The following is a 21,112-nucleotide window of genomic DNA, read 5'->3' on the forward strand; positions in this document are numbered from 1 at the left end:
TGTCGAGCGCTGGAAGAACCCAATATCCTGCATCGAAGTCGGCATGCCCGAGTTCGGTGAGAGGGGGAGGCGTGAGGTGACGGATGTTTCGGGAATGGCCTGAACCGGGGTGCGGCGAGGACTGTGTTTTACGGGGTGCGGGGCCGCCCCCTCACCTTGCCCTGTCCTTCCCGGGAGAGGGGTCCTCGCGCCAGATCACCACGCCACCGGCCTCTCACCCTTTTCCCTCAGCCACGCATTCGCCCGCGAGAACGGCTTCGATCCGAAAAATCCGCGATGCGCCGAGAGCGGCGAGGGATGCGGGCTCGCGATCACGAGATGCTTCGTCTCGTCGATCAGCGCCCGCTTGGCCTGAGCCGGCCCGCCCCACAGAATGAACGCGACATGCGGCCGCGTCGCCGAAACATGGGCGATCACCGCATCCGTCACCGCGCCCCAGCCGAGCCTGAGATGCGAGCCGGCCTGGCTCGCGCCCTGGCGCACGGTCAGCGCGGCGTTGAGCAGCAGAACGCCGTCCCTGGCCCAGTCGGAGAGATCGCCATCGCGCAGGACCGGACGGCCGAGATCGTCGCCGAGTTCGCGATGGATGTTGACCAGGGACTTCGGCAGGCGCGGCCCGCCGACATAGGAGAAAGCGAGCCCGTTGGCGTGGCCGGGCGTCGGATAGGGATCCTGCCCCAGGATGACGGCGCGCACGCTTTCCAGCGGCGTCAGCGCCAGCGCGGCGAAGGCCCTGTCAGGCGCAGGCGCCGCCACCGCGCCCGCGGCCGCATCCACGTCGACGGCCTCGGCGGCCCGCGCCGCCGTTCCGTCGCTGAAGACCCCGAGCCCGCGCCAGCCTTCCGCGCCGGGTGAGGCCAGGAAGGCGTCGAGCGCCTCTCTGTAGCCTCCGCTCACTTGAGCACGGCCCGCCCTTCGACCTTGGCTTCGACGGTGCCGAGCCGGCGCAGATAGACCATAACCTCGTTCGCCATCAGCTTTCCGTCGGTCAGGCCGATCAGCGTCCTGCCTCGGGCAAGCGCGGCGTAGCCGTCGCCGCCCTCCAGCATGAAGTTGTTCGAGGCGACGGTGTACTTGCCGTCCGGGTCGATCGGCTTGTCGTCGACCGTGACGCTGATGACGCGCGCGCCTTGAGGCTGCTTCAGATCGGCCTCGAATTTCAGGCCCGAGACGACCGGGAAGCGCCCCGCCCCCTGCGGCGCATCGCGCAGGCCGTTCTCGATCGCGTCCCTGACGTCCTTGCCGGTGATCTCGACCATCACGGTCGCGTTGCCGAAGGGCAGTTCGCTGAGCACGTCGCGGCGCGTCAGCTTCTGGCCGGCGGCATATTGCTTGTTGGCGCGGATGCCGCCGGCATTGGTGATGGCGAGCTTGGCCCCGGTCGCCGCCTTGATCGCATCGGCGATCAGATTGCCGATCGCGGTTTCCTGGGTGCGGATGACGCCGGTGCGCGAGTCGAGCGGCGCGGCCAGCGTCGCGACGTCGATGTCGAGCTCCTTGGAAAGCTCGCTCTCATAGCCTTTCACGATCGCAGCGACTTCCGGGTCCGGCGTCGCGGCGCGGGAATCATTCACGCGAAAAGTCGGCGTCCAGGCCACGCGCCTCGCCTGCCCCTCGCCGGTCGCGGTCGCGGCGATGTCGATCGCGGTGACGTAGTTGCCCTCCTCGTTCGACTCCACCATCACGACCTTGCCGTCATAGGCGATGGCGAGGTCGTGGTCGTGGCCGGTCAGCAGGATGTCGACGACGCGCGAGCGCACGATCTCGTTGTCCATCGCCCGGTCGGCGTGGACGACGGCGACGAGGATGTCCGCCCCTTGCGTCTTCAGCGTCCGCGCCTCGCGTCGCAGCGCCTCCATCGTGGAGGAGAATTTCAGGTCGCCCGGATTGGAAAGCTGCGGCGTCGGGTCGTAGGTCGTGCCGATGACGCCGACCTTGAGGCCGCCGAGCTCGAAGATCTGGGAGTCCTTGTGGCCGGGCAGGACATTGCCGGCCGCGTCTCGCAGGTTCGCGGCGAAGGTCGGATAGGTCTGCGCCGCGGTCAGCTTGAGGTAGTTCTCCTTGCCGAAGTCGAATTCGTGGTTGCCGGGCACGAAGACGTCGATCCCCATCCTGTTCTGCATCGCGACGATATGGGCGCCCTGGTCGAAGCCCGACATCAGCGAGGGCGAGTAGCAGTCGCCGGCATGGCAGAACAGCAGCGGCACGCCCTTGGCGCGCTCGACCCTGGCGATGCCGGCGGCGCGGGCGAAGCCGCCTTTGCCCTTGTCGTCGCTCATCTTGTAGATGTCGTTGACGAGCAGCAGCGTGAAGGCCGGCGCCGGCGTCTGCGCGATCGCCGCGGGAGCGGTGGCGGCGAGCGCGGCCGGCGCGGCGATGACGCCGAGCGCATTGCGGCGGGTGAGCTTGGTCATCGGGCGAGCCTTCTTCTGAGAACCGCTACAGACTAGCAAGAGCCGAGCCGGGAAGACCAGCCCGTCGCGCCGATGATGGGGGGCCGGTCATGCGATGTCGCATCCGTGCCGCAAGGCCGCGCGATGACTGGACGAAACCTTCAACTCGTCTAAATCACGAGGAAAGGAACCCTGAGACCATGACCGTCGCGACCAAGCCGGCCACCGACATGCGCGCAGTCAAGCTGCCGGCCGATCACCCTTCGGTCAGGGCCGGGCGGATCGGCGTGCTCCTGATGAATCTCGGCACGCCGGAAGGAACCGATTACTGGCCGATGCGGGCCTATCTCAAGGAGTTCCTTTCCGACCGCCGCGTGATCGAGACGACGCGCTGGATCTGGTGGCCGCTGCTCAACCTCGTCATCCTGACGACGCGGCCCGGCCGCAAGGGCAAGGACTACGCCTCGATCTGGAACAACGAGCGCAACGAGGGCCCGCTCAAGACGATCACCCGCTCGCAGACCGAACAGCTTGAGGCGCGCCTCAAGCCGCTGACCGGCGAACGCGTCGTCTTCGACTGGGCGATGCGCTACGGCTTTCCCGACGTGAAGAGCCGCCTCGACGCGCTGCTCGCCCAGGGCTGCGATCGCATCCTGCTGGTGCCGCTCTACCCGCAATATGCCGCGCCGACCTCGGCCACGGCCTGCGACCAGGCCTTTCGCGCGCTGATGGAGATGCGCTGGCAGCCGGCCGTGCGCGTCGCGCCGCCCTATCACGACGACCCGGTCTACATCGCGGCGCTGGCCGACTCGATCCGGGGTTCGCTCGGCAAGCTCGATTTCGAGCCTGAGGTGATCCTCTGCTCCTTTCACGGGATGCCGAAGGAATACCTTCTCAAGGGCGACCCCTATCATTGCCAGTGCGCCAAGACCTGGCGGCTGCTGCGCGAGGAACTCGGCCTGCCCGAGGAGCGCTTCAGACTGACCTTCCAGTCGCGCTTCGGCCCGGCCGAATGGCTCCAGCCCTATACCGACGAGACCGTGAAGGCGCTGGCCGAGGCCGGCACGAAATCGCTCGCGATCGTCGCGCCCGGCTTCTCGGCCGATTGCCTGGAGACGCTGGAGGAACTCGACGTCGAGAATCGCGAGATCTTCATCGAGCATGGCGGCGAGCACTTCGCCTATCTGCCCTGCCTGAACGATAGCGAGGAAGGCATGCGCGCCATCACCGAGGTGGTGCAGCGGGAGCTGATGGGCTGGGTGTGAGCACCAGTCGTCATGCGCGGCCCCGTGCCGGGCATCCACGTCTCGCGACGCCGAGCCATCGAAGACGTGGATGGTCGGGACAAGCCCGGCCATGACGGGAGAGGTCGCTTGCGGGACGACGAACTCGATGGAACCGTCTTGCGCCGCGCTTACTTCGGGGCGAAGATGCCGATGCTGCTCGCCGTGATGTCGAAGGAGAGCGAGGCGACGACGGAGGGGCTGCACCAGTTGGAGCTGAAGCGGCCGCCGGCATTGCCGCGAGCCACGCCGCGCGGATCGGCGGTCAGCGCGAAGCATTCGGTCTTCGACAGATCAGTATCGTGGTAACGAACATCGGCGGTGATGTTCTTGTAGGTGTAGGACACGCCGACGTTCCAGTAATTGTAGTCGGGCAGATTGACCGGCGTCGGGAAGTAGATGCTCAGGTTCGGTTTGCCGATCCAGTAGTGGCCGAATTCGCCGGAGACGGCGAGGCCTTCGAGGAAGGGCAGGTTGTACTTGGCGGTGACCGAGGCGTAGGTCGCATCCGCGCCTGTGCCGAGCCAGTCCCATGCATGGAAGACGTTGGCGCCGACGGCGAGCTTGTCCTGGTAGTTGTAGGAGACCTTGCCGACGAGCTCGGTGAACTCGGTGTTCTTCGGCGTCCAGAATACGCCGAGCGGGTCGATGAACTGCTTCTCGGAGGGATAGTAGTACTGGATCACGCCGAAATCGAAGGTGACCGGACCGAATTTCGGCCGGATGCCGGCGAAGAAGTCGACTTCCGCCGCCGGGCTGGTGGCGAGGTCGACCGTGGAGCCGAACACGCCGGCATAGAACAGGTTGTCGTAGAACTGCAGTTCGACCGAGGCCTGGCCGGCCGGCTTGCGGTCGCTCTGCGAGATGCCGCGGAAGTTGTAGTCAGTCAGCGCCTTGACGCTGATCGCGGCGTCGATCCAGGTGATCGCGGGCGGAAGCGGGGCGACCGGCGCGCCCTTGCGGCTCGGCAGGTCGGAGGCGTGGGCGGCGCCGGCGAGCAGGCTCAGCGGGAGAACGGCGCAGGCAACCGACGGACGGGAGAATCCAAAAGCCATCTTCAGCTCCGTGATATGACCGAATCCGCGCGAAGATCGCCGCGCTTTCGTCATGATCAAGCCAGCCAAAGACCTAAATCGGCAAGGATAGGTTTTTTGCAGATCGCCCAGCGAATAAGCATAAAGCTCGTCCGAACCGTATTTTCACGCCTTCCAAACAGGCGGGCGCGACAAAGCAGCGCCATGTTGCATTTGCGCCACGGCTACACGCATGACGACGCGGCGCTCAACCTATCAGGGCGTCGCGGGCCGGCCCGCACGGGCGGCGACCGGCTGATTCATCTGGGCCGGGCCGATCGCATAGGTGGCCGACGGGATCGGAACGTCGTGTCTGGCTGAACCGCGATAACGGTCCTCCTCGCAGGCGCCGACGGCCAATGCGACAAAAGCCAGGATCGCGAGTTGCTTGATCGCCACGACGTCGATCCCATCGAACGGCCTGCCGAAGCACGGCCTCTGGCTGTGCAGGACGGTCCGATCGCGCCGTCACGACTCCTGTCGAGGCGTTAGCCCTCGCCTCTCCTTTGCCACGATCCCTTCCGACATGGCTACATGGTAGGAAGCGGCGACGCCAGGGTGCGCGGACTTGCCGACCGCCGACACGCTCACAGATTTCGGCCGATCGCGAGAAATTTCTCGGCGCGGCGATCGACGATCTCGTCGCTGCTCAATCCCGCGAAATCGGCCAGCGACGAGGCCAACGCCTCGCCCGCGCGGGCGAGCGCGGCCTCCGGATCGCGATGCGCGCCGCCGACAGGCTCGGCGATGATCCGGTCGATGATGCCGAATCTCAGCAGATCCTGCGCGGTGATCTTCATGCCGGTCGCGGCGTCCTGGGCGCGGCCGGTGTCGCGCCACAGGATCGAGGCCGCGCCCTCCGGCGAGATCACCGAATAGATCGCGTGCTCCAGCATCATCACCTTGCTCGCGGCCGCGATCGCGATCGCGCCGCCCGAGCCGCCCTCGCCGATGACGAGGGCGACGCTGGGCGTGCGCAGGCCGAGGCAGGCTTCCGTCGAGCGCGCGATCGCCTCGGCCTGGCCGCGCTCCTCCGCCTCGATGCCGGGATAGGCGCCGGCGGTGTCGATGAAGCTGAGCACCGGCAGCCCGAAGCGGTCGGCCAGCTCCATCAGGCGCACCGCCTTGCGATAACCTTCGGGCTTGGGCATGCCGAAATTGTGCCGGATCCGGGTCTCGGTCGAATCACCCTTTTCCTGGCCGATGACGCAGACCGCCTCGCCCCGGAAACGCCCGAAACCGCCGACGATCGCCTCGTCCTCGCCGAAGACGCGGTCGCCGGCCAGCGGCGTGAAGTCGGTGATCAGCGCGGCGCAATAGTCCTTGAAATGCGGCCGCTGCGGATGGCGCGCGACCAGCGTCTTCTGCCAGGGGGTCAGCGCGGCGTAGAGATCCTTCAGCGCCTGGCTCGCCCTGGCGTCGAGCTTGCCGATCTCCTCGGCCAGCGAGTAGCCTTCGCCCTTCGCCTCCAGCGCACGCAACTCGTCGGCCTTCGCCTCGACTTCGGCGACCGGCTTCTCGAAATCCAGATAGCTTCGCATCGTGATCCAGTTCGGAGGCCGCGCCGGATGAGCCTGCGCTCGGCGAGCGCGAGGCGGCCCCGGTCCGCGAAAGCGGCGGACCTTGGCCGCGCGCAAGAGCGCTTGTCAACCCGGCGGCAGGCTTGCGGCGTCGCCGGAATGGCGCGGAGATGGCTGCGGCAGCAGGATCGGCCGGAAGGCGAAGCTGCGCCGGGTCGCGCGCAGCGGCGCGCGGCGATAGACCTGCTTGGTCGCGTCGATGACGTGCACGCCGGCAAGCGGCAGGGACAACCCCGCCCCGACCCGCTCCCAGGCGGCGGCCGAGCGCATCAGCAGTCTTCGTTTCAGCGGCGGCACATAAAGCGCCTCGCTCCAGTGCTCGGGCGAAAACTCGGCGCCGCGCATCAGCGCCTCGAGCTGCGAGCGGCTGAACGGCCGGCCATGGCCGAACGGCGTGCCGTCCATCCGGGCCCAGAGACCGCGCCGGTTGGGCGCGACGACGAGCAGCCGCCCGCCGGGACTGAGCACGCGCCCGACCTCGTCGAGCAGATCGTCGGGGCTCTCGGTCTCCTCCAGCGCATGGACGAGAATGACCCGGTCGACCGACGCCGTCGGCAGCGGCAGCAAGGTCGGCTCGACCAGAGCCGAGGCCGAGAGCCCGTCGGACGGCCAATGCACCACGCCCTGCGCCGCCGGCATGAAGGCGAAGGCGCGTTCCGCGCCGACGCCGAGCACGGAAAGATACGGCGTCGCGAAGCCCAGACCCAGCACGCGCTGGCGGGCGCAATCCGGCCAGAATCGCAGCATCGCCCGCCCGACGAAACGCCGCGCCACATGCCCGAGCGGGCTGGCGTAGAAGGCGCGCAGGTCGACGACATCGATCGGCATGGACGCGCAAGATGTGGTGCGGCCACGCGGGACGCAAGGGCGCGGGCTAGAGAAGCAGTCGGCGATGGGCGGTCGGCGGTCGCGGCCGCCCGACGAGGCTTGATCGCCGCGACGCCGTAGCCCAGTAAGGTTCCCGATCGCGACTGCCCCATTGCCTACTCCCCCCGGAGCCCGCCATGCTCGATATCCACGTCTTCCGCACGCTCAGCGACAATGCCGGCGCGCTGCTGTTCGATCCGGCGAGCAGGGCCTGCGCTACCGTCGACGCGCCGGACGCCGGCCAGGTTCTGGCGGCGGCGCGCGAGAAGGGCCTGACGATCACCGACATCTTCGTGACCCACGCCCATGCCGACCACACGCAAGGCGTCGCCGAGCTGAAGGCGGCGACCGGCGCAAAAGTCTGCGGCCCGGCGGATGCCGCCGGCTCGGCCCCGCTCGACCGCATCCTGAAAGACGGCGACACGGTCCCGCTCGGCGGTTCCAGCTTCGAGATCTGGCACACGCCCGGCCATTCCGACGGCCACCTGACCTTCGCCAGCGTGGGCGCAAAACTCGCTCTGGTCGGCGACGTCGTCTTCGTGATGGGCTGCGGCCGGGTCCAGCCCGGCCAGATGGGCGCGATGTGGAGATCGCTCAGCCGAATCATGAGCCTGCCCGACGATGTCAGGCTGATCGCCGGCCACGACTACACCCTCCCGAACGCCCGCTTCGCCGCCGCGATGGACAAGGCCAACCCGGCGGTCGCGGCGCGATTGAAGGAAGCCGGGGACGCCAGGGCGGAAGGCCGCTTCTGGGCCGTGACGACGATCGGCGAGGAGAAGGCGACGAACCCGTTCTTCCGGGCGGGGGAGCCGGCGCTCGCGGCGGCCGTGAACCTGTCCGGCGCACCGGCCGGCGAGGTTTTCGCGGCGATGCGCGAAGCCAAGAACCGTTTTTGAGCCGCGATGAGCACCTCCCTGAACGAACTCGGCGCGGCCGAGGTCATCGCGCTCCTGGAGCTGAGGCCCCATCCCGAGGGCGGCCATTATCGCGAGACCTTTCGCGACGAGGCCGGGCCGGAGGGGCGCGGCCATTCGACCGCGATCTACTATCTGCTCGATACCGGCGAAATCTCGCAATGGCACCGCGTCGACGCCGCCGAGATCTGGCACCATTACGCCGGCGCGCCCCTGGTGATCAGCGTCTCGCCGAACGGCCACGACGCCTCGGCCCATCATCTCGGCGCCGACCTCGAATCCGGCCAGCGCCCGCAATTCGTCGTGCCGGCCGGTTGGTGGCAGAGCGCGACCTCGCTCGGCGCCTGGACCCTGGTCGGCTGCACGGTCGCGCCCGGCTTCGCTTTTGCAGGCTTCGAGATGGCGCCGCCCGGCTGGCGGCCGACCCCGCGAAAGGCCGAGGACTGATGGCGACCGGAAAACGCGACGATCCCGCCGATCTGGAGCTGACGCTCGAATGCGAGCGCCGCATCGTCAACGCCTGGCCCGCCGTCTCGACGCTGGTGATGGGCGACTGGGTGATCCGCTTCGCCAACGGCTATTCCGGCCGCGCCAATGCCGCGACGCCCCTGCGGCAGGGGGCCGAGCTCGACGAGACGATGCTCGACCTGATCGCGGAGCTCTACCGCGCCGACGGCCTGCAGCCCTGCATCCGCCTGACGCCGCTGACCGGGGACAGGACGCGCGAGGCCGTGCTGGCGCGCGGCTATCGCATCAGGGACGCCTCCTTCGGGCTGATCGCCCCGCTCGCTGCGGTGACGCCGGAGTTCGAGCCCGAACTGCAGATCGAGGCTGCCCCCAGCGCCGACTGGATCGCCGGCGTCGCGGCCCGCCAGAGCGGCAACAAGACCAATGCCGAGCAGCTCGCCGCCATCGTCGAGAAAGTCCGCCTGCCCGCGGCCTTCGCGACGCTCTTGATCGCCGGCGAGCCGGTCGCCTACGGCATGAGCGTCGCCGAGCGCGGCATGGCCGAGATGGGCTCGGTCGTGGTCGACCCTGCCCATCGCGGCCACGGCCTCGGCCGCCGCCTCGTCAAGGGGCTGGTCTCCTGGGCCAGGGTCCAGGACTGCGCCCATGCCTATCTGCAGGTCGACCAGACCAATGCGGTCGCGATCGCGCTCTATCGGAGCCTCGGCTTCCGCCGGCTCTACGCCTACGAGACCCGCATCCTCGACCTGTGACGCGGGGGTTTCAGCGGATCAGCAGCGCGGTGCCGTAGAGCCCGATCGCGAAGACGGTGTGGCTGACGACGTTCATCAGCCGGATCATGCTGGCGTTGGGCCTCTTAGAGGCCGCGATGCCGGCGCCCATGCCGGGCTGCAGGACGAACCAGCCCAGGCCGACCGTGACGAGACCGACGGTCAGCGCCGGCCCGAAGGTCGGGTTGCGGGCCCAGTCGAGGCCCCAGATCGCCAGCAGCACGGCGGCGAAGAGGATGCCCGCCGCGTAATGGAAGATCCAGCCGATCGCGAGTTCGTTCGCGACGGGCTCGGCCGCGGCGATGTCCTCGTGCACGACCGTGCCGCGCGGCAGATGTCCGACCCAGCGACCGGGCATCGCCCAGTTCGTCGTGGGCCAGCCAACGGTGCGCTTCAGGAGCTGCGCCCAGAGATCAATCAGCGCCGTCGCACCGGCGCCGGTCAGCACCGCCCGAAAGATGAATTCCAGCATTGTTCCTCCCCAGCGGCGGCGCTGTCGCGCCGGCCCGACATGGAGCGCGATCTCTCGCCGAGGTCAACCATCCATCGGCGGCCAAGGACATGGCTCACGCGGACGCCCCATGCGCCCGGCACGGAACCTCGGCGAGCGCCGGGGCGTTCGTAAGCAACGACGAGGCGAGAGGGGGAACGCGACGATGCCATCGGCAACGGCCAAGGTCACCAGGGACGAGATCGCGCGCGGGCCGCATGGCGCCGCCGACCTGCCCTCGGTCAGGGTCACGAGCTATAATCTCGAAATCCGCGACCAGGACGGCTTCGTCGGCGACAAGGCGAGCCGCAACGCCTTCGTCGACCATCTCGACGCGCTGCGCTCGCATCTGCGCAAGAGCGGCGACGACCCGCTCGAAGGCGACACCGCCGCCATCGGCAAGAAGGAACTCGACGCTCTGCTCAGGGAGGGCGAGGTCCGCGAGGCCGCTTTGGTGCTGAGCGCGATCGAGCGCTTCGCCCAGTCGCTCGCCTTCGTCATCCGCCGCTTCGTCAAGGTGAAGTCCTGGGCTCCCGTCGAGCGTATCGTGGTCGGCGGCGGCTTTCGCGAGAGCCGCGTCGGCGAACTCGCCATCGGCAGGGCCGGCGTCATCATGCATACCGAGGGCATCGGGATCGACCTCGTCCCGATCGGCCATCACCCCGACGAGGCCGGCCTCGTCGGCTCGGCCCATCTCGCGCCGCCCTGGATCTTCGGGGCGTATGACAGCCTGGTCGCGGTCGATATCGGCGGCTCCAACATCCGCGCCGGCATCGTCGAACTGCGCCAGGACAAGGCCCCGGATCTGAGCAGGGCTCGCGTCCGGGAGTCGGAACTCTGGCGCCACATCGACGAGGAGCCGAGCCGCGACGAGGCGATCAAGCGACTCGGCAAGATGCTGAACGAGCAGATCCGGAAGGCGCAGAAGGCGGGGCTGAAAGTCGCGCCCTTCATCGGCGTCGGCTGCCCCGGCCTGATCGAGCCGCATGGCCAGATCGACCGCGGCGCGCAGAACCTGCCCGGCAACTGGGAGAGCAGCCGCTTCAACCTGGTCGACAGCATTCGCGAGATGGTGCCCGAGATCGGCGGCCACGAGACTCACGTGGCCATGCACAACGACGCCGTCATCCAGGGGCTGAGCGAGAGGCCCGGCATGCAGGACGTCGCCCATTGGGCCGTTCTGACCATCGGCACCGGGCTCGGCAACGCGAGCTACGAGAACCGGGCAAAGCCGAAGAAGGGCTGATCCAGGCGTTTTCAAGCGAAGCAGGATCCTGTCGGCGCGAAGAAAGCGCTTCAGACCCAAAAGCCTCAGCGCCGGCTGGCCGGCAGCGCCCAGAGCAGACCGCGCGTCACGATCGCCGGGAAGGCGGTGAGGTGGTCCTCCTCGCCGACCACCTCGGTCGTGAGCCTGAGGCCCGGATAGTTGCGCCCGCGCAGCGCCTGCTCGAAGGCGCGGAAATCGGCGACCATGTCGAGCTTGCGGCTGTAGCGCCGGTCGTCCGACGCCGGGTTGACCGTCTCGAAGGAGCCGATCGCCATCAGGACATGCGCGTTCAGGTCGCGATTGGCCTCGGCATAGGCGCGCTCGCGCGCAAACATCACGCGCCGGTCGAACCAGAGCGACGGGCTGCCGATGATGTAGTGCGAGAACATCGCAGGCTGGGTCAACAGCACATGCAGGCCGAACAGCCCGCCATAGGAATGGCCGGCATAGATGCTGCGCGTCGTATCGGTGCGGTAGGTCGCGGCCACGAACGGCATCAGCTCCTCGGCGAGAAAGCGGCGATAGGCCTCCGCCTCGCCGAAGAGCGGCCGCCTGCCTTCGGGATCGCGCGTCTTCTCGCCGTTTGGCGTCGGCGTGTAGTCGCGCCGGCGGCTGAACTCGCGGCTGTCGCCGATGGCGTAGGACAGCCCGACGAGGATGAATTCCTCCAGCCCCTGCGCCCGGTTGCCGACGCGCTGGGCGATGCTGCGCACCAGCGGAAAGGCATAGTCGGCATCGGTGACGTAGAGCACCGGAAAGCGCCGGCGCGGCTGCGAGCGATAGGAGTCCGGCAGCGAGACATAGATCTCGTAGTCGCGTTCCAGCGCCTTCGCCCGGATGGTGCGGACCTCGGTGTTCTTCAGGACGAAGGCGGACGGTGGCGCAGCGCCGGCCACGGGCGCTTCGGCCGCAGGTTCGGCCAACGCGCCATTGGCCCAGAGGATCGCGGAGATCAGGACGGAGAGAATTCGCATCCTGTCAGCCTATAGCGCCCGAACGAGGCGAGGTCAGCGCCTGATCGCCGGCGTCTCGACCGGCAGCCCCTTCGCCCGCCCGGCGAGGTAAAGCTCCAGCGCCAGATACTCCGGCGCGCCGTAATCGAACTGGGTCGCCCGCACGCCGAGCGAGCAGGCGCGCAGGCGGCGATGCAGAGAGCCGACATTGTTCCATTCCAGCCGATAGGCCGGGTAGCCGGTGCCGGCGCCATGGCTGATCGTGTCGCCGCGCAGCTTCTGGCCGACCAGCCCGTCATGGCATTGCTGGCAGGACAGGTTGAGCTGGCCCTGCCGGCGCTCGAAGAACGCCTTCCCAGCCTCGTAGAACGGTTTTGCCGCGCCATCGGTCGCGACATCCATCGGCAGACCGCGCGAAAGCGAGGCGATATAGGCCGTCATCGCCAGCAGGTCGGCGCTCTCATGGCCGAAGGCCGGCTGCTTCTGCCGCTCGACCCGGCACTGCTCGATGCGCCCTTCGAGATTGAGCAGGCGGCCGCCGTCCACCTGCGGATAGCGCGTCGCCGTCCCGCGCAGGCTCTGGCGCGGCTCGGCATGGCAGGCGACGCAAGCCTGTCCCTGCGGGGGCCGCCTGGAGAACAGCTCCTCGCCCTGCTCGACCCAGAAGAAGCCCGGATTGCGCGTCTCGTCGGCCTGCTGGCGGACCATCTCGGGCGAGAGGAACTCCGAGCCCGACTTGATCTCGGCGGCCGCCGGCGAGGCCAGCAGCCCAAGCATGCCGAGCCCGGCGGCGAGCCGCCTCACGTCACGGCGAGCCTGGCCGTGCGGGTATAGGTCGCCCCGCCATCCTCGCGCCATTCGAAGACGATGTCGCCGGTCGCCACCGCCCGCGTCGTGAACGAGACGAAGGGGTTAGCGGCCACGCCGGTGTTCATATCGAAGCGGAAGATCTGCTCGCCGGCATAGGTCGCGGTCAGCCGGTTCAGGATCTTGCGCGGCACGGTGCCGCCCTTGCCGTCGGACTGGCCGCCGCGATCCATCGGGTGACGGGTCAGCACCCTGATCTCGACGATCTCGCCGGCCTTGGCCTCGGCCGGCATGGTGATGCGGGCATTGAACATGGGTTTGCTCCTCAGCCGCCGTCGACGCAGGCGCTCAGCGTCACCACGACATCGGCTTGCGCCATCGCGAAGCGGCCGTCGCTCAGCGCCGCCACCGCCGTCACCGTCTGCGATTGCGCCATACGCAGCGTCGTTGCGATCTCGGCCCGGCCGGCGCGGGGGCCGAGATGCAATCGCGCCATGTCCGGAAACGGATTTCTGTCGGCGATCAGGTGGATCCAGCGGACATGGTCTTGCTCCGTCATCGGGCTCTCGACCGCGACCCGGACATCGACCGAATTGCCGTTCTCGACCAATGGCGGGATCGACAGCGTCACGCCCTCGCGCAGCGGAACCGCGCCCTCGGTGACGCGCGCGACGAATTCCGAGAGCTCGGCCGTGCCGGCGGCGGAGGCAAGCCCTGGCAAGCCGAGGGCGACGAGTCCGGCGGCGGCGCCCGCCAGCGCCGCGCGGCGGCTCGGTTCACTCAAGGTCGAGCGAGGCGAGATAGACGACGACATCCTCGATCTCCTGTGCCGAAAGCGCCGGCCTGCCGCGATAGGCGGCTGCGACATCATGCAGGTCTTCCGTCCGGAAATAGGGCGGCATCACGGTCCGCGGGTTGAGCCGCGATGCGTCGACCAGCCGCAGCCGGATCTGGCCGGCATCGAGCCTCGCGCCCACGCCCTTCAGCGGCGGCCCGATCGTGCCCTGGAACGGCTCGGCCGGATCGGCGCCCCGATGGCAGATCAGGCAGTTGCCGCGCTCGCGGTCGCGCACCAGCGCCGCGCCGCGTGCAATATCGCCGGCAAGCCCGCCGAGCGGCTGCGGGATGGCGTCGCCGACGACCTGGTAGCGTTCGAGCGCCGAGGCTGTTTGCGAAACGCCAAGAAACAGAAACGCAATAAGCAGCACGCTCAACCTCGCCGCGTCTCCGCCCTGTCCCCTTCCCCCCGCTTGCGGCGGGGAGGGAGCAGGCTTCGCGGCCAAGGCCTCAGGCCTTGCGCAGATCGGCATTCTTCAGCGGCAGGTTGCGGATGCGTTTTCCCGTCGCCGCGAAGATCGCGTTCAGCACGGCCGGCGTCGCGACCGCGATCGTCGGCTCGCCGACGCCGCCCCAGAAGCCGCCGGACGGCACGATCACGGTCTCGACCGCCGGCATCGCCTCCAGCCGCATCACCTCGTAGGTATCGAAGTTCTCCTGCTCGACGCGGCCGTCCTTGATCGTGATCTCGCCATAGAGCGAGGCCGACAGGCCGTAGACGAAGGAGCCCTCGACCTGGCGTTCGATCTGCGCCGGGTTGACGGCATGGCCCGGGTCGGTCGCGGCGACGATGCGGTGGATCTTGAGCTTGCCCTCCGCGCTGACCGAGACCTCGGCGACGGCCGCGACATAGGAGCCGAAGCCCATGGTCTGGCAGATGCCGCGGAAGACGCCGTCGGGCAGCTTCGTGCCCCAGCCGGCCTTTTCCGCGACGGCGTTGAGAACGGCGAGATGCTTCGGATGGTTCTTCATCAGCGCGCGGCGGAATTCGAGCGGATCCTTGCCGGCCGCATGCGCCAGCTCGTCCATGAAGGATTCCAGATAGATCGCGTTCTGGTTGAGGTTGACGCCGCGCCAGAAGCCCGGCGGCACATGCGGGTTGCGCATGGCGTGGTCGATCAGCAGGTTCGGCACCGAATAGCCGAGCGAGGCCTCGGGGCCGGGCGGGTTGAGCCCCTGGAAGACCGCCGGATCGCGCCCGTTCTGGATGTTCTGCGGGAAGATGCCGGCGACGATCGACTGGCCCGAGATGCGCATATGCAGCCCGGTCAGGTTGCCGTCCTTGTCGAGCGCGCCGGTCAGCTTGCACTGGGTCAGCGGGTGGAAGCGGCCATGCAGCATGTCCTCCTCGCGCGACCAGATCAGCTTCACCGGCGTGCCGGGGATCTGCCTGGCGATGGCGACGACCTGGCGGACCCAGTCATGCACCGCGCCGCGCCGGCCGAAGCCGCCGCCGAGGTCGATCTTGTAGGCCTCGCATCTGGCGATGGGCAGGCCGGACGCCTCCGACGCTGCCGCCAGCGCCGCCTCGCCGTTCTGCGTCGGCGTCCAGACCTCGCATTTCTCGGCCGTGTAGAGCGCCGTCGCGTTCATCGTCTCCATGCAGGCATGGTTCTGGAACGGATAGCTGTAGGTCGCCTCGATGGTCCGCGCCGCATTGGCGATCGCGGCCTTCACGTCGCCATTGGAATTGCCGACCACGGCGGTCGGCGCATCCAGCCCCTCCTTCAGCCAGGCCGCGAGGCTGGCGCTGGAAACCTTGGCGTGCTCGCCCTCGTCCCAGACGATCGGCAGCGCGTCGAGCGCGGTCTTGGCCTGCCACCAGGTCTCGGCGACGACGGTGACGGCGCTGTCGCCGACGGGGAGCACATGCCTGACGCCGGGCATGTCCTTGATCGCGGCGGCCTCGAAGCTCTTCACCTTGCCCCCGAAGACGGGACAGTCCCTGATCGCGGCGTTGAGCATCCCCGGCAGCTTGAAGTCCATGCCGTAGATCTTGCTGCCATTGGTCTTGTCGGCCGTGTCGAGCCGCGCGATCGGCTTGCCGGCGACGGTCCAGTCCTTGGGATCCTTGAGCGGCACATCCTTCGGGGCCTCGATCTTGGCGGCGGCGGCCGCGACCTGGCCGTAGCGCAGCGAGCGGCCGGACGCCCTGTGCGTGATCACGCTCTTCTCGGCGGAGCATTCGGCCGCCGGCGCCTTCCACTCGTTGGCCGCCGCCTGGATCAGCATCATCCGCGCGGCCGCGCCGCCCTTGCGGACATAGTCGTGCGATTCGCGGATGCCGCGGCTGCCTCCGGTCGAGAAATTGCCCCAGACCCGGTTGCGCGCGACGTTCTGGCCCGGCGTCGGATATTCGGTCGTGACCTTGGCCCAGTCGCAGTTCAGCTCCTCGGCGACGAGCTGGGCGAGGCCGGTCAGCGTGCCCTGCCCCATCTCGGAACGGGCGATGCGGATCACCACCTTGTCGTCGGGCTGGATCACCACCCAGGCGTTGATCTCGGGATTGGCGGCCTGCGCCACGGCCCCGTCGCCGAAGGGGATGGCGAAGCCGAAGGTGAAGGCGCCCGTGGCCGCGGCGGAGCCGGCGAGCAGGCTGCGGCGCGAGGGGCGGAAGGCGGTGGTTCCGGTCGAGACGGTCATGATCGTTCTCCCTTCAACCGCGGCCGAGCGCGCCGCTGGCGACGACGTCCAGGATCGCCGTCTTGACGCGGGCATAGGTGCCGCAACGGCAGATATTGGTGATCTCGCTGGCGATGTCGGCCTCGGTCGCCTTGGGATTGGCCTGCAGCAGCGCCGCGGTCGCCATGATCATGCCGCTCTGGCAGAAGCCGCATTGCGGCACGTCGTGCTTGATCCAGGCCTGCTGCACCGGATGCGTGCCGTCGGGCGAGAGACCCTCGATGGTGACGATCTTCTGTTCTGCCGTGACGCCTGAGACCGGCATCGCGCAGGATCGGGTCGCGACGCCGTCGATATGGACGGTGCAGGCCCCACATTGGGCGACGCCGCAGCCATATTTCGTGCCGGTCAGGCCGATCTGTTCGCGGATCGCCCAGAGCAGCGGCGTATCGTCCGCCACCGTCACGTCGATCGTCTTGCCGTTCACATTGAGCTTCGCCACCGCAAACCTCCCGGGTCGCTATGAGAAGGGCGGCGAGAGTGCGTGCGCGCCTCGCCGGTCGAGGGCCGCTTGTCCGACCGACATGCGACCTGTTTTTGTCTCGACCAGATCAAAACGCAGAACGGCCCGGCAGGCCAGCGCCGCCGAAGTCGGCGCCGAAGTCGCGAGGCAGCCGGCCGAACGGCGCCGAATATCGGGAAACCTTGGGATATGAGGCCGCTTTGCCGCTTGCGCGCCATGATCGCGTCCCCTTTGTCGTCGAAGAGGGCTCGCGACATCGCCGTCGCCCGCCGCGCCCTCACAGCAATGTGATGGCCTGGCCGCCGGCAAACGGATTTCAGCGGCAAGGTTCCGGCATTGCTCCTCGAGACGCATTTTTCTGCTTCGTCTTGCCTTGCCGCGGCCGCTGGGGCGAGGGTCGAAGCCGCACCGAATCATCGAAAGCGAGGTCGAACCGGAATGGCTGCCCCCCAAGCTCCCGCGCGCCTTGATCGCCGCCGGGGGCGCACGTTGCCGTCGCTGCTCGTGGCGCTCGCCGGGCTCGCCTGCCTCCTGCTCGCCGCCACGCACGCTTTCGCCCAGACCGCCGAGCCCAACCCGGCCCGCGCCCGGCTCGACGGCCTGCGCACCGAACTCGGCCAGATCGAGACCACGCTCGCCGCGCCGAGCGCGACCGACGCCGAATTGCAGCGCCAGCGCCTGCGCCTCCAGCCCGTGCTCGACCAGTTGCGCCAGCTCTCCGAGGAGCAGGCGCCGCGCGTCGACCAGGCCAAGCTCAGGCTCGATCAGCTCGGCCCCAAGCCAGAGGCGAAGGCTCCGCCCGAAAGCGCCGAAGTGGCGCGCGAGCGCGACGCCCGGATCAAGGCCTTCGCCGACGCCGACGAGACGATGAAGATCACGCGCGCCGCCCTGCTCGCCGCCGAGCAGTTGCAGACAACGATAGGCGACAAGCGCCGCGAGCTCTTCGCCAGGGCGCTCTTCGCGGCCGGCCCGACGATCCTGAGCCCGGACGTCTGGAGCAGCGCGCTGGCCACGCTGCCCGAGGATCTGCGCGCCTCGGGCTACATCTTCGGCGGCTGGCTCTCGGTCGTCGGCGAAGCCATGTCCGGCGTGCGCGGCGGCTTCGTCGCGATCGCCTTTCTCGGCGCCGTGCTGCTCTATCTCGCCCGCGCCCGCTACCTGCCGCGCTTCAAGGCGCGCATGGGCGCGACCGAGGGCGCCGGCAGCCTGCGCTGCCTCTATGTCGCCTTCGCCCATATCGTCGCGGGCGCGGCCCCGCCGGCGCTGGCGAGCTGGCTGATCTATTCGGCGCTCAACACCGCCGGCCTGCTGCCGCCGCGCATCCAGCCGGTGATCTGGGCCGCCGTGATCGGGCTCGCCATCTTCGCCTTCGTCCAGGCGCTGGCCGACGCGCTGTTCGCGCCGGGCAACCCGCAGCGCCGCCTCGTCAGCGTGATGGATTCCACCGCGCGCGTCGTCGTCTGGATCGCGGGCTCGCTTGCGCTGGTCATGTCGGTCGGCAAGGTGATGGAGGCCTGGCTGCAGTCGATCGCCGCGGGGCTCGCGGTCTCGATCCTGGTGCGCGGCATCCTCGCCATCGTCTTCGCGCTGACGCTCATCGCCGGGCTCTACCGGCTGCGCGACGACGAGGAGGTCGAGGAGGAGGCCTGTCTCGGCCCCTATGTCCCGGTCGACGGCGCGAGCCTCGGCCCCGTCCGCATCCTCGGCTGGGTCGTCGGCGTCGTGATCGTGCTGGCGGCGCTTGCGGGCTATGTCGTCTTCGCCACCTTCCTGACCGAGCAGGTGCTCTGGATCGGCATCCTCGCCTGCCTCTTCGTGCTGTTCCACCAGCTCGTCGAACTGGGCCTCAACCGCGCCCTGACCGGCAAGGGCCGGCTCGCGCTGACGCTGAAGGCCGGCATCGGCCTGCGCACGGCGACGCTCGACAAGATCGCGGTCGTCGGCACGGGCGTGCTCAAGATCGTCCTGATCATCATCGCCTTCCTCCTGGCGCTCGCGCCCTGGGGGCTCGAATCGGCCGATTTCGCCACATCGCTGCGCGCCGCCTTCTTCGGCTTCCAGGTCGGCGGGGTCACGGTCTCGCTCTCCTCCATCGTCATCGCGGGCGTCCTCTTCGCGCTCGGCCTGACCGCGACGCGCACGCTGCAGGGCTGGCTCGAAGGCAAGTTCCTGCCGACGACGCGGCTCGACACCGGCCTGCGCAACTCGATCACGACCGCATCCGGCTATGTCGGCTACATTGCCGCGGTCGCGCTCGCCATCTCCTCGCTCGGCCTGAGCCTGGAGCGGCTGACGCTGGTCGCCTCGGCGCTCTCGGTCGGTATCGGCTTCGGATTGCAATCGGTGGTGTCGAACTTCGTCTCGGGGCTGATCCTGCTCTGGGAGCGGCCGATCCGCGTCGGCGACCAGGTCGTGGTCGGCGACGCCGAGGGCATCGTCAAGAAGATCAATGTCCGCTCGACCGAGATCGCGACCTTCGACCGCTCCTCGGTGATCGTGCCGAACTCGAACCTCGTCTCCGGCGTCGTGCGCAACCGCGTCCGCAACGACCGGACCGGCCGCGTGCTGATCTCGATCACCGTGCCGCGCACGCTCGACCCCGGCGATGTCCGCGCCATGCTGAGCGACGCCGCGAGCGCCCATGGCGACGTGCAGCAGAAGCCGCCGCCGACGATCCTGTTCAAGAAGCTCGGCGTCACGACGATGGATTTCGACCTGATCTGCGTCGTCGACGACGTCGAGATCGTCGGCCGCGTCACCAGCGACCTCAACTTCGTCATCCACAAGCGCCTGAGCGAGATGGAGCCGGCCGCGCCGGCCGCCGAGATGACGGTCAAGGGGCTGGAGGGCATCGAGCAGTCGCTGGCCGGCATCGCCAGCGCCGTCTCCCGCGAGGTCGCGGCGCGCAAGGCCCAGCCGAAAAAGCCCGTCGCCGTTCGCGGCAACAAGGCGCCGGCCGAGGACGAGCCCGAAGAAGAGCCGAAGCCGCCTCCGAAACCGGGGCCGGACCCCGACCCGGCCGAGACCAGGCTCGCCGGCAAGGACGACAGCAAGGAATGACGCGATGCCCAGCCCTGTTCGGCCCAAGCCTGCCCGCCCCGCGGGAGCGCGCCCGATGACCTGTCCGGCTCTGGTCGCCGGCGCGCTCGCCGTGCTCAACCTCGCCGGCTGCGCGGAGCCGGCGCGCACCGGCCAGCCGGCCTTCTACCGCGATCTCGGCTCGGCCTCGGCCCGCGTCGACGCCGATGAGGCCCGCGCCGTCGTCTCCGCCTACCGGATGAACGCCGGCCTGAAACCGCTCGCGCTCGACCCGGCGCTGTCGGCCGCCGCGGAACAGGAGGCGGCCGCGATGGCCGCCGCCGACAAGCCGGCGCAGACCGACGCCGTGAAGGCAAGGCTCGCGCGCGGCGGTCAGCCCGGCGCGGAGGCCAACCTTTCGGCCGGCTATCGCCGCCTGGCCGAGGCCTTCTCCGGCTGGCGCGATTCGCCCCAGCACGACCGCGTCATGAAGACGCCGGGCGCGACGCGCATGGGCATCGCCACGGCCTATGCGCCGGGCTCGAAATACCAGGTCTACTGGGCGCTGATCGTCGCGCCGTGATTTGACAAATGTAGTCCACAGGTTACAATTCGGCCGTGATCATCGTCCGAAAGGCCCAGGATTTCGCGCGCTGGCTGGACGGGCTGCGCGATCTGAAAGCCAAGGCAAGGATAATGACGCGGCTCGATCGCGTCGCCGACGGCAATGTCGGCGACGTCGAATCGGTCGGCGACAGCGTCAGCGAAATTCGTATCGACGCCGGGCCAGGCTAATCGTATCTACTTTGGCCGCTTCGACCGAACCATCGTGATCCTTCTTTGCGATGGCGACAAGGACAGCCAGGCTCGCGACATCGCCAGGGCAAAGACGATCATGCGGGAATTGAAGGACAAGAAGCGATGACGATCGACGTCAGACCTTGGGACGCTTCAGAGCATCTCGACACGCCGGAAATGATCTCGGCTTATCTCGACGCCGCCTTGGAGGATGGCGACCCGGCGCTGTTTTCACGCGCGCTCGGCAATGTGGCGCGGGCGATCGGCATGACTCGAATCGCTCGCGAGACCGGCCTCAGCCGCGAAGCGCTCTATCGGGCTTTGAGCGCCGAGGGCAATCCGGAATTCGGCACGGTCCTCAAGGTGATGAACGCCTTTGGCTTGCGCCTCGCGCCAGTGCCGCTGAGCGCCTGATCGTCGCGCCGTGCATGCTCCTGCGCCTCACT

The 21,112-nt window shown here is 68.6% G+C and carries 23 protein-coding genes; 9 read left to right on the plus strand and 14 right to left on the minus strand.

The window, feature by feature from the left end; translation table 11 throughout:
* Positions 1 to 195 precede the first annotated feature (195 nt).
* Positions 196 to 897, minus strand: coding sequence for a uracil-DNA glycosylase (gene ung, locus AC1RRW_RS01870; protein ID WP_492898622.1), 702 nt, complete (start codon positions 895 to 897; stop codon positions 196 to 198).
* Positions 894 to 2,414 carry a bifunctional metallophosphatase/5'-nucleotidase gene (locus tag AC1RRW_RS01875; RefSeq protein ID WP_492898624.1) on the minus strand — a complete coding sequence of 507 codons (1,521 nt, stop codon included), beginning with the start codon at positions 2,412 to 2,414 and terminating at the stop codon, positions 894 to 896. The genes ung and AC1RRW_RS01875 overlap by 4 nt, the downstream gene beginning before the upstream one ends.
* Positions 2,415 to 2,593: 179 nt before the next feature.
* On the opposite strand from AC1RRW_RS01875, the gene hemH reads away from it, so the two are divergent.
* The gene (gene hemH / locus AC1RRW_RS01880) at positions 2,594 to 3,658 is read left to right on the plus strand and encodes a ferrochelatase (protein ID WP_492898626.1); all 1,065 of its coding nucleotides are present in this window, start codon (positions 2,594 to 2,596) and stop codon (positions 3,656 to 3,658) included.
* Between the two features lie 149 nt (positions 3,659 to 3,807).
* Here hemH and AC1RRW_RS01885 read toward each other — a convergent pair whose 3' ends face one another.
* From AC1RRW_RS01885 to AC1RRW_RS01900, 4 genes are all read right to left on the minus strand, one after another.
* Positions 3,808 to 4,731: a TorF family putative porin gene (locus AC1RRW_RS01885; protein ID WP_492898628.1), complete on the minus strand. Its 924-nt coding sequence runs from the start codon at positions 4,729 to 4,731 to the stop codon at positions 3,808 to 3,810.
* A gap of 234 nt (positions 4,732 to 4,965) precedes the next feature.
* The gene (locus tag AC1RRW_RS01890) at positions 4,966 to 5,148 is read right to left on the minus strand and encodes a hypothetical protein (protein WP_492898629.1); all 183 of its coding nucleotides are present in this window, start codon (positions 5,146 to 5,148) and stop codon (positions 4,966 to 4,968) included.
* A 188-nt stretch (positions 5,149 to 5,336) separates the two neighbouring features.
* Positions 5,337 to 6,290: an acetyl-CoA carboxylase carboxyltransferase subunit alpha gene (locus tag AC1RRW_RS01895; protein ID WP_492898631.1), complete on the minus strand. Its 954-nt coding sequence runs from the start codon at positions 6,288 to 6,290 to the stop codon at positions 5,337 to 5,339.
* A gap of 105 nt (positions 6,291 to 6,395) precedes the next feature.
* Positions 6,396 to 7,157: a class I SAM-dependent methyltransferase gene (locus tag AC1RRW_RS01900; RefSeq protein ID WP_492898633.1), complete on the minus strand. Its 762-nt coding sequence runs from the start codon at positions 7,155 to 7,157 to the stop codon at positions 6,396 to 6,398.
* 176 nt (positions 7,158 to 7,333) lie between these two features.
* Here AC1RRW_RS01900 and gloB point away from each other — a divergent pair, with 176 nt between their 5' ends.
* Genes gloB through AC1RRW_RS01915 form a run of 3 tightly spaced genes read left to right on the plus strand, consistent with a single transcriptional unit; the run spans position 7,334 to position 9,333 of the window.
* A complete protein-coding gene (gene gloB / locus AC1RRW_RS01905) occupies positions 7,334 to 8,095 on the plus strand; it encodes a hydroxyacylglutathione hydrolase (protein ID WP_492898635.1) in 762 nt (253 codons plus the stop codon).
* 6 nt (positions 8,096 to 8,101) lie between these two features.
* The gene (locus AC1RRW_RS01910; protein ID WP_492898637.1) at positions 8,102 to 8,560 is read left to right on the plus strand and encodes a cupin domain-containing protein; all 459 of its coding nucleotides are present in this window, start codon (positions 8,102 to 8,104) and stop codon (positions 8,558 to 8,560) included.
* Positions 8,560 to 9,333 carry a GNAT family N-acetyltransferase gene (locus tag AC1RRW_RS01915; RefSeq protein WP_492898639.1) on the plus strand — a complete coding sequence of 258 codons (774 nt, stop codon included), beginning with the start codon at positions 8,560 to 8,562 and terminating at the stop codon, positions 9,331 to 9,333. Before AC1RRW_RS01910 ends, AC1RRW_RS01915 begins: the two co-directional genes overlap by 1 nt.
* Before the next feature lie 10 nt (positions 9,334 to 9,343).
* Here AC1RRW_RS01915 and AC1RRW_RS01920 read toward each other — a convergent pair whose 3' ends face one another.
* Complete coding sequence (locus AC1RRW_RS01920) at positions 9,344 to 9,823, minus strand: DUF2938 domain-containing protein (RefSeq protein ID WP_492898642.1); 480 nt, start codon at positions 9,821 to 9,823, stop codon at positions 9,344 to 9,346.
* Between the two features lie 184 nt (positions 9,824 to 10,007).
* On the opposite strand from AC1RRW_RS01920, the gene AC1RRW_RS01925 reads away from it, so the two are divergent.
* Positions 10,008 to 11,087, plus strand: coding sequence for an ROK family protein (locus tag AC1RRW_RS01925; RefSeq protein WP_492898644.1), 1,080 nt, complete (start codon positions 10,008 to 10,010; stop codon positions 11,085 to 11,087).
* 65 nt (positions 11,088 to 11,152) lie between these two features.
* On the opposite strand, the gene AC1RRW_RS01930 is transcribed toward AC1RRW_RS01925, so the two are convergent.
* From AC1RRW_RS01930 to AC1RRW_RS01960, 7 genes are all read right to left on the minus strand, one after another.
* On the minus strand, positions 11,153 to 12,082 hold the full coding sequence (locus AC1RRW_RS01930; RefSeq protein ID WP_492898646.1) for an alpha/beta hydrolase: 930 nt from the start codon (positions 12,080 to 12,082) through the stop codon (positions 11,153 to 11,155).
* A gap of 33 nt (positions 12,083 to 12,115) precedes the next feature.
* Positions 12,116 to 12,865 (minus strand): sulfur oxidation c-type cytochrome SoxA, encoded by a 750-nt coding sequence (soxA, locus tag AC1RRW_RS01935; protein WP_492898648.1) that lies wholly within the window; start codon positions 12,863 to 12,865, stop codon positions 12,116 to 12,118.
* Positions 12,862 to 13,182: a thiosulfate oxidation carrier complex protein SoxZ gene (locus AC1RRW_RS01940; protein WP_492898650.1), complete on the minus strand. Its 321-nt coding sequence runs from the start codon at positions 13,180 to 13,182 to the stop codon at positions 12,862 to 12,864. Before AC1RRW_RS01940 ends, soxA begins: the two co-directional genes overlap by 4 nt.
* An 11-nt stretch (positions 13,183 to 13,193) precedes the next feature.
* Complete coding sequence (locus tag AC1RRW_RS01945) at positions 13,194 to 13,652, minus strand: thiosulfate oxidation carrier protein SoxY (RefSeq protein ID WP_492898652.1); 459 nt, start codon at positions 13,650 to 13,652, stop codon at positions 13,194 to 13,196.
* A complete protein-coding gene (gene soxX / locus AC1RRW_RS01950) occupies positions 13,645 to 14,076 on the minus strand; it encodes a sulfur oxidation c-type cytochrome SoxX (RefSeq protein ID WP_492899030.1) in 432 nt (143 codons plus the stop codon). The genes AC1RRW_RS01945 and soxX overlap by 8 nt, the downstream gene beginning before the upstream one ends.
* A 79-nt stretch (positions 14,077 to 14,155) precedes the next feature.
* The gene (locus AC1RRW_RS01955) at positions 14,156 to 16,348 is read right to left on the minus strand and encodes a xanthine dehydrogenase family protein molybdopterin-binding subunit (RefSeq protein ID WP_492898654.1); all 2,193 of its coding nucleotides are present in this window, start codon (positions 16,346 to 16,348) and stop codon (positions 14,156 to 14,158) included.
* 13 nt (positions 16,349 to 16,361) lie between these two features.
* A complete protein-coding gene (locus AC1RRW_RS01960; protein ID WP_492898656.1) occupies positions 16,362 to 16,829 on the minus strand; it encodes a (2Fe-2S)-binding protein in 468 nt (155 codons plus the stop codon).
* Between the two features lie 510 nt (positions 16,830 to 17,339).
* Between AC1RRW_RS01960 and AC1RRW_RS01965 the strand changes: the two genes are divergently transcribed.
* The 4 genes from AC1RRW_RS01965 to AC1RRW_RS01980 all read left to right on the plus strand — a co-directional run bounded on the left by AC1RRW_RS01965 (position 17,340) and on the right by AC1RRW_RS01980 (position 21,080).
* Complete coding sequence (locus tag AC1RRW_RS01965) at positions 17,340 to 19,910, plus strand: DUF3772 domain-containing protein (protein WP_492898658.1); 2,571 nt, start codon at positions 17,340 to 17,342, stop codon at positions 19,908 to 19,910.
* Between the two features lie 55 nt (positions 19,911 to 19,965).
* On the plus strand, positions 19,966 to 20,451 hold the full coding sequence (locus AC1RRW_RS01970) for a CAP domain-containing protein (protein ID WP_492898660.1): 486 nt from the start codon (positions 19,966 to 19,968) through the stop codon (positions 20,449 to 20,451).
* A gap of 35 nt (positions 20,452 to 20,486) precedes the next feature.
* Positions 20,487 to 20,663, plus strand: a complete 177-nt coding sequence (locus tag AC1RRW_RS01975; protein WP_492898662.1) for a type II toxin-antitoxin system RelE/ParE family toxin — start codon at positions 20,487 to 20,489, stop codon at positions 20,661 to 20,663.
* Positions 20,664 to 20,789: 126 nt separating this feature from the next.
* Entirely contained in the window at positions 20,790 to 21,080 is a 291-nt protein-coding gene (locus AC1RRW_RS01980; RefSeq protein ID WP_492898664.1) for an addiction module antidote protein, read from the plus strand.
* The last annotated feature ends 32 nt before the right edge of the window (positions 21,081 to 21,112 follow it).

The organism is Allobosea sp. GW821-FHT12C12, assembly GCF_058807355.1.

Bases quoted from the DNA above. Each gene is read 5' to 3' on its own strand.
- AC1RRW_RS01875 (WP_492898624.1), bottom strand. From the start codon at position 2,414: ATGACCAAGCTCACCCGCCGCAATGCGCTCGGCGTCATCGCCGCGCCG.
- hemH (WP_492898626.1), top strand. From the start codon at position 2,594: ATGACCGTCGCGACCAAGCCGGCCACCGACATGCGCGCAGTCAAGCTG.
- AC1RRW_RS01885 (WP_492898628.1), bottom strand. From the start codon at position 4,731: ATGGCTTTTGGATTCTCCCGTCCGTCGGTTGCCTGCGCCGTTCTCCCG.
- AC1RRW_RS01895 (WP_492898631.1), bottom strand. From the start codon at position 6,290: ATGCGAAGCTATCTGGATTTCGAGAAGCCGGTCGCCGAAGTCGAGGCG.
- AC1RRW_RS01900 (WP_492898633.1), bottom strand. From the start codon at position 7,157: ATGCCGATCGATGTCGTCGACCTGCGCGCCTTCTACGCCAGCCCGCTC.
- gloB (WP_492898635.1), top strand. From the start codon at position 7,334: ATGCTCGATATCCACGTCTTCCGCACGCTCAGCGACAATGCCGGCGCG.
- AC1RRW_RS01910 (WP_492898637.1), top strand. From the start codon at position 8,102: ATGAGCACCTCCCTGAACGAACTCGGCGCGGCCGAGGTCATCGCGCTC.
- AC1RRW_RS01915 (WP_492898639.1), top strand. From the start codon at position 8,560: ATGGCGACCGGAAAACGCGACGATCCCGCCGATCTGGAGCTGACGCTC.
- AC1RRW_RS01920 (WP_492898642.1), bottom strand. From the start codon at position 9,823: ATGCTGGAATTCATCTTTCGGGCGGTGCTGACCGGCGCCGGTGCGACG.
- AC1RRW_RS01925 (WP_492898644.1), top strand. From the start codon at position 10,008: ATGCCATCGGCAACGGCCAAGGTCACCAGGGACGAGATCGCGCGCGGG.
- AC1RRW_RS01930 (WP_492898646.1), bottom strand. From the start codon at position 12,082: ATGCGAATTCTCTCCGTCCTGATCTCCGCGATCCTCTGGGCCAATGGC.
- AC1RRW_RS01940 (WP_492898650.1), bottom strand. From the start codon at position 13,182: ATGTTCAATGCCCGCATCACCATGCCGGCCGAGGCCAAGGCCGGCGAG.
- AC1RRW_RS01955 (WP_492898654.1), bottom strand. From the start codon at position 16,348: ATGACCGTCTCGACCGGAACCACCGCCTTCCGCCCCTCGCGCCGCAGC.
- AC1RRW_RS01970 (WP_492898660.1), top strand. From the start codon at position 19,966: ATGACCTGTCCGGCTCTGGTCGCCGGCGCGCTCGCCGTGCTCAACCTC.
- AC1RRW_RS01980 (WP_492898664.1), top strand. From the start codon at position 20,790: ATGACGATCGACGTCAGACCTTGGGACGCTTCAGAGCATCTCGACACG.